Origin of the sequence: Parabacteroides goldsteinii (assembly GCF_020091425.1) — a bacterium.
Taxonomy (GTDB): domain Bacteria; phylum Bacteroidota; class Bacteroidia; order Bacteroidales; family Tannerellaceae; genus Parabacteroides; species Parabacteroides goldsteinii.
In genome coordinates, this window is sequence record NZ_CP081906.1 from 890,453 (window position 1) to 906,730 (window position 16,278).

The following is a 16,278-nucleotide window of genomic DNA, read 5'->3' on the forward strand; positions in this document are numbered from 1 at the left end:
TTTCGATGTATGCTATATATTATTCTGGAAATTCAAGAGTCACAAATTCGTCAAATAGTTTAGCCAAACCTCCATTGTAATTCACAACCAAGAAGGCTGAAATATTATGTTTGTTCCCGCTTTTTTCCGTGCCTGTACAATAAAAAGAAGTCATACCATAATCTTTATCCACATACCCCGTTTCTTGTATCGCAATATTAGCTATTTCCCCATTCTCATCCATTGAGAAGATGATAGGATAACCTTCATAATAACAATCCGGCAACCGATATACATCTGCTTCAACTGCTTTCTCAATAACCTGTGGCCAGGATTCTTCAAAAAGACTGGATGTGAACGTTCCTGTACCTATGGATTTAAAGGTTAACTTGCGTTGAGCTTTTACCGTGATAGAATTAACTTTAGTAGGAGAGGCTTTAGCTTCATCAAATCCTAAAGTTAAAACATATTGGTCTGTTACTCCCAATAAATTGATATCTTTATAAGTAATAACTGCTTCTGCAACAGATTTTCCATCTTCGAACGTCAGAGTTGGATTTTCCAATGTAAACAACTCTTCAGTTCCTTCGGCAGGAGTAAAGGTCAGTTCAAGAGTAGAAGTTCCCTGTGTTGTTCCGCGATAGACAGGAACAACGATCTTGTTTCCATCCGTTGCTAACATTTCGACTTTCTGTGTAGCTCCGGCAAAAGCATAAACGGCACTGTCTCCACTGTAAACGACACCATCATGCTCTGAACAACCAACGAATGCCATTGCCATTAGAATCAGCAAGGATAACGATTTGAATATATTTGATTTCATATTTCTATTGCTTAATTATTAAACATGTCATTAGAATGGATTCTGATCGGATGCGCTGATATTGGCATTACCGTCTATTTCCGATTGGGGCAATGTCATTATGAATGCATTGGATCCGGCATTTGTATCTACATTCTTAACCAATTCGGTATGATTAGAGCCGCTATAATCACGATCGAAGCCTAGTTTTAAACGTTGCAAATCGAATATACGTCCTACTTCGCCCCATAATTCCACACGGCGCTGGAATAAGATTTCATCCATAAGAGTCTGCAATGGAGCTACTGTATTCTGATTATAAGAATTAGAATCGGAGAATTTTGCCAAACGAACCGCATAATTGCTGTCGCGTACGCTTCCTAATTGTGAAATTAACTTCCGTGCTTCAGCATAATGTCCTAAGTGACATTCTGCTTCTGCGGCGATAAGCACCATTTCTTCTCCGCGCATATAAATATAATCACCGGTACGGCTGGTTACATTTGCAAACTTGAATTTTACCTGGCAATAAGGCAACATGGATGTACCACTCACTATTTCGTCTTCACTCAGGTCACCTCTCCACCAAGATTTCCGTTCATCTGTCTCGGGCATATTGTTGTATAACCAACTGGAAATACATTTTTCTGCACCTGAAGCATACATTCCTTCAGTATCAGCATCCATGTGACTGAACAAGGATGCGAAATGTTGACTTTGATCTGCTATAACTTCTACACCCCACAATACATCGGCATTTTTTACACTATTAAATCCTGTTAATGAACTAACAGGAAGAACCGCTTGCAATCCCGGCTTTTTCAAAGCCTCTTTGGCAGCAGCTAGTGCGCCTTCATAATTTTGTTGAACGAGGCAAACACGTGCCTTGATTCCGTTCGCTGCATAATAGTCGATATGAGATGGATGTTTTTGTTCAACACCGCAATCTTTCAATAACGAGATAGCTGTTTCCAAATCAGAATTGATCTGTTTATAGACATCTTCTACAGTACCCCGCGGTTTACCTTCGGATGAGCTTGTAGTCGGTTCCGTATATAAAGGTACTCCGGGAGCTGATTCATTTCCTTTATAAGTCTGTTGATACAACTGGATCAATTGGAAATAGGAGAGTGCCCTCATAGCATAGGCCTGTCCTACAACGCTGTTTAAAAGATTCTGATCACCTCCGGCATCCGGTGCTTGGGCGATAATGTAATTGGCGTTTGAGATCAGCGTATAATGAAGATTCCAGAACTGATATGGACGTCCTTGCTTATGTGTATAATCCTGACGAACATTAAAACGGTAATCTTCATAAAACCAGCCTTGTCCTTGTCCAAGCATCAGATGGTCTTCTCCCATCAGATCGCCAGCTAAATAGACACCGACAAATCCGGGATTTTCGTCAGCCCAACCTGTACCCCAACCAGCTACATAAGTAGCACGATAAATACCATTCATCGCCGTTTCAGCGCCATTGGCATCGCTAAATATAATTGTTCCGCTGACTTTATCGGTCGGATTTGTTTCCAATTGGTCGTTACATGCTCCCAAAGTAAGTAATCCGACAGCAGATAATATATATATTACTTTTTTCATTTTTTTTCGTATTTATATTTTACTGGTTCTGCTTAAAATTTAACATCTACACCGAAAGAAATAGTTCTTGAAGGTGTATAAACAAATGTAGTACCACCGCTGAAGTTATATTGCGGGTCCATACCTTTCAAATGAGAGAATAACACCAGATTATCGGCTGTAGCCGTGAAGCGTATATCTTTCATGAACATTCCCTTTGTCAATCTGGTCGGCAAAGAATAACCTAATGTGATATTTTTAATCGCCAAATAAGAAGCATTGATCAAATCGGCGTCTGTGATAGGATACGCTTTACCAATTTCAATTTTAGGTACGTCGGTAATATCTCCCGGCTGTTTCCATGCCCTTTCCAGGTTTTTATGTTTGGCTTGTCCGACATAGTTTCCATACATAAAGGTATTATATACGCTATCCAACACTTTACCACCGATCGAATAAGTACACATGATGCTTAAATCGAAACCTTTATATTTGAAATCGTTTGTGAATGATCCGTACAAATTCGGAATACGGCTACCCATAATCTGTTTAGAAGCTGTAGCTTTGTTTATATTGGAAGAGATGTAAGGTTCTCCCGGATTGCCATTTTCATCCGTATCCCAAACCCAATACAATTGGCTACCTGTCGCAGGATCTACTCCGGCAGATTTTGCTGTATAGAATGAGTTAATCGTTTCACCTTCCTTTATAATATAGTTTCCGCTAATGATTTCTGGTTTATCTGCCAAATGCAATACTTTATTTTTGACAGTCGATCCCATCAAAGTCAGGTCCCAGGTAAAATCGTTTGTGTTGACCAAACGACCGTTTAACGTAATATCCCAACCGGTGTTACGCATGCTACCGATATTTTTCAAATAACTGTCGAAACCTAAAGAAGATGCCATCGGGTAATCGAGCAACATATCCGTTGTTTTACGGTTGTACCATTCGATAGATGCTGAGAAACGATCGAAGACTTTAGCTTCGACACCCACGTTCAAATTACCGTTTTGTTCCCACTTCAAATTCGTGTTTTCAAGAGAAGATACTAATGCACCACTCATGGAGGCATTAGGCCAACCTAAATCATAGAAAGATTGCCAAGCATATAATGTACCGACATTGTCATTACCCTGAACACCATAGCTAGCCTTCACTGACAGATTATTCAACCAGTCCACATCGCTTAGGAATGCTTCGTTATTCATGCGCCAGTTTGCACCGACCGACCAGAATTTACCCCAACGATAATCTTTGTTGAAACGAGAAGAACCATCTGTACGGAAGCTGGCCGACAAATAATACTTGTCCATATAATCATAGTTTGCTCTGAACAAATAAGATTCGATCGTATAAGAATCCTTTACAGAACTAGCATCTGTGATAGTAGTAGCACCAGCTAATTCATAGATACCTCCGAATGGGAAACCAGACTTGGTTGCACTCAAAGAACTCACTTCGTAATCATAATATTCGTGACCGGCTAAAAAGTCAATGTGATGTTTGTCATTGAACTTTCTATCATAAGTCAGCAATTGGTTGAATGTGTAACTGAAATAACGATAGTTAGTCTTGCCCAGCATACCTTTTACACTGGCTGCATTTCCGAAATAAGGATTATAATAAGTAAAGTTATTTCGGTTCACATAATCAAAACCGAAGTTCGCTGTCAATTTCAATCCTTGAAGAGGACCGTCTTTCAAATCACCCAAACTGATATAAGTACGTCCACTTACGTTATCGTCGTTTGTTCCGTATTTGTCATCAAACAAAGTTGCAATGCTATTAAAATTGGCATTTGCTCCTGCAGGACGAGTTGAACCATAATCAAACATAGGTGCACCATCGGCGCCATACATAATTTGTCCGTTTTCATCCAATTGATGTACAGGGAAAATAGGAGCCATCAATTGAGCCGAGTAGAAAATATTTGATGAAGCAGAAGTAGATGTTTGAGAAGTGTTACTCTTCGTATGGGCAAAGTTTGTACTCAAACCAGCGGTCAGCCAATTTTTATATTCTGTATCCACATTGATACGACCCGTGTAACGTTGAAAGTTAGTAGTCTTCAACAAACCGTCTTCATTCAGGTAGCCTAAAGAAAACATGTATTTTGTTTTATTCTGAGAACCGGACATGTTCAATACATATTCCTGACGTAACGGATTGTTTGCTGTAGCTTCATCCATCCAATCTTCATGATAACGTAATGTTGCATCAGAACGGACCTTACCTGTAACCGGATCAATTAGTTCTGTAATAGGAAAGTTAAACGGATTATACATCTGGTTAGTACCAAAGATAGCTTTAGCTCCGCTTCCCATAGCTGTTAATGCAGCAACACCTGCTGCTTCAGGAGATAATCCGTTACTTGCAATCTGATCATTTTTATATGATTGGAAAATCGTTTCCAGATAACCTCTTTCATCCATTGTCTCATATCTGGGGATAGCACGTGAAGCAATACCCCAATTAGCTTTCAAATTGACAAGTAAAGCACCATCCTTACCTTTTTTAGTTGTAATCATCACAACCCCGTTTGCACCACGAGATCCATACAACGCACCGGCAGATGCATCCTTCAATACAGTCATCGACTCGATATCGTTTGGATTGATTGCATTGATATTACCGTCATAAGGAATACCATCTACCACATACAACGGGTTTTGAGATGCTTTGATAGAACCGAAACCACGAATTACGACAGAAGAACCAGACCCCGGCTGTCCGGAACCCGATGTTGTCTGTACACCGGCCACTAGTCCATCTAATGCTTTACTAACATTAGCAACAGTTCTTTTTTCGATCTTCTCATTTTTGATGATTTCGGCAGAACCAGTAAATGATTCTTTCTTCGCAGTACCATATGCAACTACAACAACCTCGTCAAGAGATTGATTATCAGTTTGCATTAGGATTTTTAAATTAGATTTTACTTCGATCTCTTGAGTCTTCATACCCACGTAAGAAACTACCAGAGTCTTTGCAGAACTTGGTACATCCAAAGAGAACGCACCATCAAAATCAGTCACTGTACCGACCATCGTACCCTTTACGACAATCGATGCACCAATAATTGGCTCATTATCATCCGCCGAGATAACAGTACCTGTTACCTTCGTCGTCTGAGCAGTCGCCATCCCAATACCTAAAATTAGGCAAAACAAAAGATAAGTCAACTTTTTCATAGACACACTTTTTTATTTAACTTATAAATAACTAATTTGCACTATATTTGTGAATACTTTGCCAAAAACCTATTATAAAACATACCTGAGAGACTGCAAATGTAATAATAAATTTATTATAACAACTAAATTCTAATAACTTTTTACAAAAAAAGGACTGTTAATTAACAAAATAGCCAGTAAATCGGGTATTCCGGAAGTGAAACAGCTGCTGTTATTTTAAGATTTCCGACAAACAGACGATTTAAAATTATCTATTTTTAACCCCTTGTCTTTTACACTTCAGGCTAAGATTTATTTGACCTAAAAACCGCTGGGGACCACCCCGGTAGAAAAGCCTCGCGATTTTTTCGTTTCATTTGCCCCCAAATAGAGATGATGGATTGAAACGCAAAGCAAGTCAAAAAATATCGGCTACTAATTTTCTGTGAAAAAATATAGTCAGTCAAATCCCTCTTTTTTTGAAAATGAGTAGTAAATAAAGTTATTTCTATTTCTGTTCTAGCAAGATAGAAAATACATTGAAAAGATACCCACATGTATATCCTGTTACTTCTTCTAAATCTTTCGCCCTTGATTTTAGATTCGTTTACGCATTTTATACCAAGTTCTGCAAAGACTAAATAAAATCTTAACAAGTCTTATTTTGTCACTTAACTATCTAATTATATCGCACTTGTATATACATGGTAAATTCTATTAGTTTAATAAATAATGTGTGTTTATGATGAAAAAGTTCACTTTTATTCTGCTGTGCCTCGTAATAGGTATAAGCACTGTGGTTGCTCAGAACACGAAAGTAGCAGGTTCTGTTATTTCCGCTGATGATGGGCTGCCGGTTATTGGGGCGTCGATTGTTGTGAAAGGTACAATGGTCGGTACAGTGACAGACTATGATGGTAACTTCACGTTGGAAGTTCCTTCTAACGGTAAAGTACTGATAGTTTCTTATGTCGGTATGCTTACACAAGAAGTACCCGTTTCCCCGAATGTAAGAGTAGTTTTAAAATCAGATACTCAAAATCTGGATGAAGTTGTTGTTACAGCGATGGGTATCTCTAAAGAAAAGAAAGCATTGGGTTATGCTGTCCAAGATGTAAAGGGAGAAAAATTGACTCAGGCTGCCAATTCAAACTTAGCCGGCGCTTTGCAGGGTAAAGTTTCAGGTTTGGATATCAAACCGTCTTCCGGTATGCCTGGTGCGTCTTCTCAGATCACGATCCGTGGTGCACGTTCTTTCTCCGGTGACAATACTCCGCTGTATGTAATTGACGGTATGCCTGTAACAAGTACACCTGACGTTGATACGGATTTGCAGAACAATGGTAGTGTGAGCGGTGCCGACTTCGCAAACCGTGCGGTGGATATCGACCCTAACGATATTGAAAGCATCAATATCCTGAAAGGTCAGGCAGCTTCTGCTTTGTATGGTATCCGTGCTTCTAATGGTGTAATCGTTATTACGACTAAAAGTGGTAAAGGCCTGGCTAAAGGCAAACCTCAGATTAGTTTTTCTTCTAACCTGAGTTTCGATGTAATCGGACGCCTTCCTGAATTCCAGAAAACGTATGCACAGGGAGCTTCGGGAAAATACAGTCCTACTAACAGTTTGTCATGGGGACCTAAAATTACTGACCTTCCTAATGACCCGACTTATGGCGGAAATACAAGTAATGCATATACTAAAGAATATGGAAATCATGAAGGTATGTATTATCAACCTCAACGTGCCGCAGCTGGTTTAGACCCTTGGACTACACCGCAGGCATACGACAACGCCAAAGATTTCTTCGATACCGGCGTAACCTGGAGTAATTCTATAAATGTCGCTCAGGCTTTGGATAAGAGTTCTTATTCCGTTTCCTTGGGTAATACTCACCAGGATGGTATCATTCCTAGTACAGGTATGGACAGATATAATGTAAAAGTAAGTGCAGAAACAAAACTGCATGACAATTGGACTACCGGATTCATCGGTAATTACATTACTACGGCAATCGATAAGGCAGTTACTTCGGGTAACGGTTTGCTGAGAACTGTTTATTCAGCACCTCCAAGCTACGACCTGGCAGGAATCCCTAGCCATATCGCAGGCGACCCTTATACACAAAACTCATTCCGTGGTGCATTCGACCAGGCATACTGGGCGATGGATAATAACAAATTTACTGAAAATACAAACCGTTTCTTTGGTAATGCGTATGCAAACTACAAAACGAAGTTTGGTACGACAGACCATACATTGAATGTAAGATATATGTTCGGTGTCGATTCGTATACAACAGACTATGTCGATAGTTACGGTTACGGAAGTAACACCGGAGGCGGTAAAGGCCAAATCGAAAATTACGGTTGGACCAATGCGACCTACAACTCGTTGCTGACAATTAATTATGACTGGAATATCAACGAAGACTGGGGATTGAATGTAGTTGCCGGTAACGAAGTAATCCAGAGCAACAGAGGTAAATATTATGAATACGGAACAGGTTACAACTTCCCGGGATGGAATCATATTGACAATGCAACGACTCAGTCCACTTCATCCGAACACTGGAAGAAAAGAACTGTCGGATTCTTCGGAAACGTATCCGCTTCTTATAAAAACATGCTTTATTTAACCGTAACAGGGCGTCAGGACTATGTTTCAAGCATGCCGCGCGGAAACCGTGCATTCTTCTACCCTTCTGTTTCTGCGGGTTTTATCCTGACAGAACTGGATGCGCTGAAAAACGATGTCGTTAACCACGCAAAGATTAGAGCTTCTTATGCAGAAGTGGGACAGGCCGGTGATTTCCGTGAAAACTTTTATTCTGTACCGACATACGGAGGAGGTTTCTATTCTTTAACTCCAATCTTGTATCCGATTAACGGTAGTAACGGTTATACGCCTTATTACAAAATTTATGATCCGAATCTGAAACCTCAGAATACACGTTCTTATGAACTGGGGACAGACCTAAGTTTCTTCGACAACCTGGTAACATTAAATTATACATTCTCCCGTCAGAATGTAAAAGACCAGATATTCGATGTGCCTCTGGCTTCATCGACCGGAGCCGGCAAGCTAGTGACAAATGGTGGTAAACTTCATACGAACGTACATGAAATCACTTTGTCTTTCAATCCGATCAGAACGAGAGACATAAACTGGGACTTCGGTTTCAACTGGACCAAAATGGACAACTACGTTGACGAACTTGCTCCGGGAGTGGAAAATATCAGCCTGGGTGGTTATGTAACTCCGCAGGTACGTGCTGCTGCCGGCGAAAAATATCCGGTAATATACGGTGTCGGTTATAAGAGAGATGCTAACGGCAATCGTCTGGTTGATGAAAACGGTCTTCCAATAGCCGGTGAAGCACAGGTTATCGGTAAGGTATCGCCTGATTTTATCATGGGTTTTAACACTACATTACGTCTGTGGGATTGTACAATCAGTGCAGTATTAGACTGGAAGCAAGGCGGACAAATGTATAGCAGAACATCCGGTCTGGCAGATTATTATGGTGTAAGCAAGAGAACTGAAAATCGTGAAGGAACTATCATCTTTGATGGGTATAAAGAAGACGGTACAAAAAATGATATTGGCATTACAGGTGCAAATGCACAGCAAAATTATTATAGTATCCTGAATAATATTGATGAATCTTCAATCTATGATAATTCATTCATTAAACTTCGCGAAGTAGCAGTAAGCTATCCGGTATTCAAAAGCAATTGGATGCAAGTTACTCTGAATGTTTTCGCAAGAAATATTCTTATTTGGGCACAGGTTCCTGATTTAGACCCGGAAGCCAGCCAGGGTAACAACAACATGTCTGGTGCATTTGAAGACTATTCAATGCCTCAAACAGCCAGTTACGGTTTTGGAGTCAATGTTAAATTTTAATTCGTACGCAAAATGAAAATAAATAAAATAGGAAAGCTGTTAGCTTTTTCATTCCTGACTGCATTCAGCATTACTTCCTGTACGGAAGATGCGATGGACAAGGTTAATAACAACCCGAATAACCCGACGGATGCTCCTGCTAAGTTTCTGATTACAGACCTGGGAGTCAGCACCGGATTTGGTGTAGTTGGTGGAGACTTCTCTCTTTACTCGTCTGTTTACATGGAACATGAAACAGGCATCAGTAATCAGATGTACAGAGCGGAAGTACGCACAGGGGAGCCGACTATCGCAACGACCTATAACAATGTCTGGGGAACAGTTTATTCCAATATCAAAAATGCTAAAATAGCCATTCAGAAATGCCAGGAAGACCCTTCCGAACAAGGAAATGTGGTGACTGAAGCTATTGCTAGAATTTATCTGGCCTACAATGCAGCCATTGTTACGGACTTCTTCGGTGATACACCTTTCACCGAAACCGGTATCTTGAATCCTGACGGAACTCCGGCTTATATGCAGCCGAAAATAGATACACAGGAGTTTATTTACACAGAAATTTATAAGAATCTGGACGAAGCCATCATTCTTTTGGACGGCGGTAATGCCAAAGATGAAGGTCTGTCAGGTGCAGTCGGTTCAAAAGACTATATTTATTCCGGTAAAGCCAGTGCATGGTACAAGGCCGCAAATGCGTTGAAAGCACGTTATACAATGCGCCTGCTTAACAAGAGCAGTAATAAGACAAAAGATTTGGAAGATATTCTTACTTATGTAAACAACTCATTCAAGTCTGCTGCCGAAGAATGTAAATTAACTATTTACGATGGAGATTCTCAGGTAAACCCATTATGGGGTTTCAGCTATAGCCGTAACAGTTTTGCAGCCAGCGAAAGCCTGATAGACAAGTTCGTAGAAAGAAATGACCCGAGAGCACCTCAGGCATTTATCGAACCGGACCCGACAGGATATATTGTTTACGGATATGGTGGAGACCAGGCTACTGATATTGAAAGTATCAATTTCGCACCCAACGGGACTCCGGATGAAGTACAGAATATTTATGGTATGTCTATGGCCTTATGGGCAATCACTACTCCTACGCAGTTAATCAGTTATCACGAAGTGAAATTCCTTGAAGCAGAGGCGCTTTGCCGCTTAGGAAGAAAAAACGAAGCGGAAGCAGCATTGAAAGAAGCAGTAATTGCCGGATTTGCAAATACAGAAAACATGCTGATAGATGCTACTGAGAATTGGGTAGGCGGCGAAGTAAACCTGGGCGCAGATGTTGCAGAAGATTATTTCGAGAAAAGCGTAAAACCTCTGTTCGCAGTCAATCCTCTGAAAGAAACAATGATTCAGAAATACCTATCATTTTTCGGAGCGTCAGGCGAGTCTACCGAAGCATATTGCGATTACCGTCGTATGAAAGGTGCCGGTGAAGAATTCGTTGAACTGAAGAACCCATTAAATACCAACAGATTCCCGTATCGTTTCGGATACGGTGCAGACGATGTGCTTGCCAACCCGGCTATAAAAACAGCTTTTGGTGACGGACAATATGTTTACACTGAACCCGTTTGGTGGGCAGGCGGAAGCCGTTGAGAATAGAAAGTAATAAAGACAGGAATAGGGTGTATCGGCGATTACGATACGCCCTATTTTTTTTATTGTAACACATTATTATTTATTCCTTTGCTTATGAACAACTTATAGCTTTATTTCTTATATTAGAAGCTGACGAAATCAGCGGCTGATAATTATCGGCCGTATGGTTGATAATTGTGAGCCAATCGGTCGATAATTATGAACCAAACGGTTGATGGTTATCAACCATTGATTACCTGCCGATGTAATTTAAATTAGTATGCATAGTAATTAAAAAGACATAGGGATAAATTGCTCAATAGACAGGATACTTTTGAGAAGAAAGTCCGCATCTAATCAATTGATTTGAAATAGGTCGATTTCAAATTAGTTAATTAGATGTTTTAAACGGCAGATGTTGCCGGATATTTTTAATGATTACAGCATGCCTTGTTACAAATTAGGAGATATCCTGTTTTTGTACAAAATAGGTAGGATTGGGTTTCGTTCATTTTTACACGCTTTACAGATACGGGAAAAAGCATATCTGAAGATTTATGTAATAAGGTAGAATTTGAGTATTATATTTCATAATATCAAATTCTACCATTTGTTATATGCTAAAAATGTAAACATCAGTATTACAGTTGTATATATTGATTGTGCTATTTGTCCTATTGTTGAAATCAGAGTTTATTATCAGAAAAATAAATATTTTGATATTTACCTAAATATCTGATAATCAAAATATTATATTTAACTGAGTTCTGCAAAGACTCTGGTAATTTCGTACGTAGGTATGAAAACTCAGGAAGTCGCTGTTCAGGCTGTTTTGAATATCAGATTAAATTCTGATACTCAAAATATAGACGAAGTTGTTGTAACAGCTATCGGTATTAAACGTTCTGAAAAATCATTGGGTTATGCTGTGTCGAGCGTAGGAGGAGAAGAGATTACCAAAGCGCGTGAAAGTAATGTAGTAAATGCTTTATCTGGAAAAGTTGCAGGTGTACGTATCGGACAGTCCTCTGGTACTGCGGGCGGAGCTGCAAAAATTCAAATTCGCGGAGCTTCCTCTATTGGTACGAACTCTTCACCTTTGTTTGTTGTTGATGGTTTACCTATTGATAATGGTGCTTATAATCCTGATGATATCACAGGAAACGTCGATGCCGGTAACCGTGCCAGCGACATCAGTTCAGATGATGTTGAGTCTATCAATGTCCTGAAAGGGGCAGCTGCAACAGCGTTGTATGGAGCACGTGCAAAAGATGGTGCAATTGTTATCACAACTAAAAAAGGTAGCAAGAACATGAAGACATTCATTACCGTAAATTCTTCTACGCGATTTGAGAACGTAGCTAAATTACCTGAATTCCAAAATGAATATGCTCAAGGTAACTACGGAGAATACAACGTTAAGAGTTTGAACGGTTGGGGACCGAACATTGCTAAAGCTGCTGCCGACGGTATGCAATATAATAACTATAAAGGAGAAAAAGTAACTTTACAAGCATATCCGGATAATGTAAAAGACTTTTACCAAACAGGTATGAGTTATATCAATAACGTATCTGTTGCCGGTGGTGGTGAAAAAGCAGATTTTAGAACCAGCTTCTCTTCTGTTAACCAGAAAGGTATTATACCGGAGTCTGATTATAATAAATATAGTTTTTCTGTAAATGCCGGAATGGATTTCAACTCAAAATTTTCAGCCCGTGTCTCTGCACAATACGTACGTAATGATTCCAAAGGACGTGCCGCACAAGGTTCAAACGACCCGAACTTGTTAGTGCCTCTGGTAAATGGATTGCCAAGAACTGTTGATACACGCGATATTAAAAACAATTGGGTGGACGAATACGGAAAACAAATTACTCTGGATCCTGACGGAAAAAGTAATAACCCTTATTGGATTATCAACAAAAATAAATATACGACAAGAATGGATCGTGTCATCGGCAATATCATTTTGACATATAAGCCTTTCGAAGGATTGACTATCTCAAACAATGCCGGAACTGACTTCTATAACGAAACCAGACGTAAGATATATGCAAAAGGAACTGTTGGCGAAATGGAAGGTAAATTCCAAACATGGGACTTGGCTAATAGAATTGTTAATAACGACTTGATGGTTACATACGAAAAGACATTTGATGATTTCGGAATCAAAGGTATTTTCGGACATAATATCAATCAGCGCGAATGGACTAATAACAATACATTGGCAAATGGTTTGATCGTCGATGGTCTTTATACTTATACAAATGCAAAAGCAACAAGTCCCGTAAACTACTACGAAATCAAACGCCTTATGGGTATTTATTTCGATTTGGGCTTCAGTTACAAAAGTATGGCATTCCTAAATGTAACAGGACGTAACGACTGGTCGTCTACTTTACCTGTCAACAATCGTTCTTATTTCTATCCTTCAGTAAGTGCCGCTTTTGTTTTTACAGAGTTAATGGAAAATAAAGACATCCTGAACTTTGGTAAATTCCGTATAAACTATGCAAACGTTGGTAGCGATGAAAAACCTTATCAGTTGGCATTCCAATATAAAGCTGTAAACACATATTTTTTGCAGTATAGTATTGTAAACACTTTGCCACATAATGGTTTAGTTGGTTTTACCGGACCGCGTATTTTCCCTCTGGAAGATCTGAAGCCTCAAAATCAATCTGCATTTGAAATTGGTGCCGATCTACGATTTTTTGACAATCGTGTACGTTTAGATGCTACTTATTACCGTAATGTAACAACAGATCAGATTGTTTCTATAGATGTACCTCGTTCTACCGGTTATTTTACAAATAATATCAATGCCGGTAAATTAACGAACAATGGTATTGAAATCAGTCTTGGATTAACCCCTGTCCGTACACGTGACTGGAAATGGGATTTGGACATAAACTTTGCATCTAATAAACAAACTGTAAATGAGTTGGCAGAAGGAATGACAAACTATACATTGACTTCCGGATGGAGTGGTTTACAGGTAAAGGCACAGGTTGGCGAGTCATTCGGGTTGTATGGAACAGGATGGAAACGTGATGACCAGGGAAACTTTATTATCAACGAAAAAACAGGTTTACGTGAAACAGAAAACAATGTTCGTTTAGGTGATATCTATCCTGATTTTACAATGGGTATCAATAATAGTCTTTCTTATAAAGGATTCAACCTTAGCTTCCTAATTGATATTCGCCAGGGTGGAAGTCTTTATTCAGGAACAGTTTCTTCTTTAAGATCACTCGGTCTCTCTGCTGAAACAGCTGTAGGACGTGAAGACCAATACATTGAATCAGGAGTTATTATGAATGCGGATGGAACTAGCCGTCCAAATGATGTCCCTGTTAAAAATATGCAGGACTATTGGAGTCATATGGCAAAAACATCTAATACAGAAGGCTGTGTTTTTGATGCTTCTTATGTAAAACTGAGAGAGTTAACATTCTCCTATTCATTACCCAGAAAATGGTTTAAGGATTTCTTTATCAAATCTTTGGATCTAGGATTTGAAGGTCGTAATTTATGGTTGATCAAATCTCATGTTCCCCATATTGATCCGGAAGCTAACTTCTTTGGTACGGCTGAAATTGGTGAAGGTGTAGAATTCAACAGTATTCCTGCAACACGTAGCTTCGGATTTAATTTGAAACTGACGTTGTAATTAATTCATTATTTCAACTAAAATTAAACAGTAAATAAAATGAAAAATCTAATAAATATATATATACTTCTATTGCTGGTTGTTTGCAGTACACTCAGCAGTTGCAGTGATTGGTTAGATGTAAACAATAATCCGAATACAGCAGAGAAAGTGGAAGCAGGGTATTTGTTCAACTATGCTGCTGTTAACTGGTCCGGTAATCGTATTGGAGGTGACTCTTACATTCCTTTCTCACAATCCATTCAGTCGCAAGCTGACGGAGGTGACAATTATGGTGGTTGGGGCGAAGCTTATTATGTTATCAGCACGTATAGCTTAGGAAACACATGGGTTAGTTACTATTCCGTATGTGGTAACAACCTTCAATTGGCCATACAGCAAGCACAAAATAGTGTTCCGGAAAATAAAAATGCAGAAGCACAGTGTTTAATACTGTTAGCTATGCAGGTTTATGAAACAACTATGATATATGGAGATGTACCTTTCTCTGAAGCATGGAAAAAAGAAATTAAATATCCGAAATTCGATGATCAGAAAGATGTCTTAAATGGTGTTATTGATATGCTGGACCAAGCACTGGCAATGATTGATATCAATGATAAAAACTGCATTGACGAATATGACCCTTATTTTAAGGGAGATATGTCCAAATGGATAGCGATTGCTAATTCTTTTAAATTCCGTACATTAATGGTTATGGTGGATGCAGATCCCAGCAAAGCCGATGATATCAAAAAGATGATGGATGAAAAGAAAATGATCTCTTCTGCTGCCGGAAATATGGAATTCCAATATTCCGAAACAGCAGGAAATGAAAATCCTAAATATGGAATTCTGGCAAAGTATACCGGAGGTATCAATACTATGTTTTTTGCACATAACAATGTATTTAAACCAATGGAAAAATACGCAGACTCACGTATTCCACGCTATTTCGATCCGGGACATGATGGTGTATTCAGAGCTCTTGACACCCGTCAGGATGCAGAAGATGACGAAGACGGAAACATTTACTCATCGGCTATCAGTTCCTATCTATATAGAAAAGATTGTCCGGATGTTCTTTATTCCTATCAGGAACAATTACTTCTGGAATCAGAAGTGTATGCCCGTGGTATCGGTGTAACTAAAGATTTGGCTAAAGCGAATGAATTATTCCAGGCTGGTGTGCAGGCAGCATGTAATTATTATAAAGCAGATACAGAAGCAACAAAAACATTTTTATCTAATTTACCAGATTTGTCTAAATTATCAGAAAGTGAAGCTCTTTACGAAATTCATATGCAACAGTGGATTGATTTAATGGACAGACCTCTTGAAGCATTTGTTCAATGGCGTCGTTCCGGTACACAAGGCAATGAAGTTCCTGCTCTGACTGTACCAGCAGAAGCATCATCTAAAGATTTGATTCGTCGTTGGGAATATTCTCCGGACGAATTAAGCACAAATCCGAATGCTCCAAAAGATTCACCTAAAATATGGGATGCGATGTGGTTTGATAAATAATCTATATTATAATTTAATAAAAAGCGAGGATGACTATATGGCATTCTCGCTTTTTTATTTTCTG

The 16,278-nt window shown here is 39.2% G+C and carries 7 protein-coding genes; 4 read left to right on the forward strand and 3 right to left on the reverse strand.

Annotated elements, in window-relative coordinates; translation table 11 throughout:
• Nucleotides 1-19: 19 nt before the first annotated feature.
• From K6V26_RS04625 to K6V26_RS04635, 3 genes are read right to left on the reverse strand one after another with little or no spacing between them, the layout of a single operon-like run.
• Nucleotides 20-802: a hypothetical protein gene (locus tag K6V26_RS04625; RefSeq protein WP_224264709.1), complete on the reverse strand. Its 783-nt coding sequence runs from the start codon at nucleotides 800-802 to the stop codon at nucleotides 20-22.
• A gap of 30 nt (nucleotides 803-832) precedes the next feature.
• Nucleotides 833-2,380 carry a RagB/SusD family nutrient uptake outer membrane protein gene (locus K6V26_RS04630; protein WP_224264710.1) on the reverse strand — a complete coding sequence of 516 codons (1,548 nt, stop codon included), beginning with the start codon at nucleotides 2,378-2,380 and terminating at the stop codon, nucleotides 833-835.
• Between the two features lie 32 nt (nucleotides 2,381-2,412).
• Nucleotides 2,413-5,553 carry a SusC/RagA family TonB-linked outer membrane protein gene (locus K6V26_RS04635; RefSeq protein ID WP_224264711.1) on the reverse strand — a complete coding sequence of 1,047 codons (3,141 nt, stop codon included), beginning with the start codon at nucleotides 5,551-5,553 and terminating at the stop codon, nucleotides 2,413-2,415.
• Nucleotides 5,554-6,277: 724 nt separating this feature from the next.
• Here K6V26_RS04635 and K6V26_RS04640 point away from each other — a divergent pair.
• The 4 genes from K6V26_RS04640 to K6V26_RS04660 all read left to right on the forward strand — a co-directional run bounded on the left by K6V26_RS04640 (nucleotide 6,278) and on the right by K6V26_RS04660 (nucleotide 16,214).
• On the forward strand, nucleotides 6,278-9,445 hold the full coding sequence (locus K6V26_RS04640) for a SusC/RagA family TonB-linked outer membrane protein (protein ID WP_224264712.1): 3,168 nt from the start codon (nucleotides 6,278-6,280) through the stop codon (nucleotides 9,443-9,445).
• A 12-nt stretch (nucleotides 9,446-9,457) separates the two neighbouring features.
• Nucleotides 9,458-11,050, forward strand: coding sequence for a SusD/RagB family nutrient-binding outer membrane lipoprotein (locus tag K6V26_RS04645; protein WP_224264713.1), 1,593 nt, complete (start codon nucleotides 9,458-9,460; stop codon nucleotides 11,048-11,050).
• 781 nt (nucleotides 11,051-11,831) lie between these two features.
• Nucleotides 11,832-14,708 (forward strand): SusC/RagA family TonB-linked outer membrane protein, encoded by a 2,877-nt coding sequence (locus K6V26_RS04655; RefSeq protein WP_229102445.1) that lies wholly within the window; start codon nucleotides 11,832-11,834, stop codon nucleotides 14,706-14,708.
• Between the two features lie 39 nt (nucleotides 14,709-14,747).
• Nucleotides 14,748-16,214, forward strand: coding sequence for a SusD/RagB family nutrient-binding outer membrane lipoprotein (locus K6V26_RS04660; RefSeq protein WP_224264714.1), 1,467 nt, complete (start codon nucleotides 14,748-14,750; stop codon nucleotides 16,212-16,214).
• Nucleotides 16,215-16,278: the final 64 nt, after the last annotated feature.

Bases quoted from the DNA above. Each gene is read 5' to 3' on its own strand.
- K6V26_RS04640 (WP_224264712.1), top strand. From the start codon at position 6,278: ATGATGAAAAAGTTCACTTTTATTCTGCTGTGCCTCGTAATAGGTATA.
- K6V26_RS04660 (WP_224264714.1), top strand. From the start codon at position 14,748: ATGAAAAATCTAATAAATATATATATACTTCTATTGCTGGTTGTTTGC.
- K6V26_RS04645 (WP_224264713.1), top strand. From the start codon at position 9,458: ATGAAAATAAATAAAATAGGAAAGCTGTTAGCTTTTTCATTCCTGACT.
- K6V26_RS04635 (WP_224264711.1), bottom strand. From the start codon at position 5,553: ATGAAAAAGTTGACTTATCTTTTGTTTTGCCTAATTTTAGGTATTGGG.
- K6V26_RS04630 (WP_224264710.1), bottom strand. From the start codon at position 2,380: ATGAAAAAAGTAATATATATATTATCTGCTGTCGGATTACTTACTTTG.
- K6V26_RS04625 (WP_224264709.1), bottom strand. From the start codon at position 802: ATGAAATCAAATATATTCAAATCGTTATCCTTGCTGATTCTAATGGCA.
- K6V26_RS04655 (WP_229102445.1), top strand. From the start codon at position 11,832: ATGAAAACTCAGGAAGTCGCTGTTCAGGCTGTTTTGAATATCAGATTA.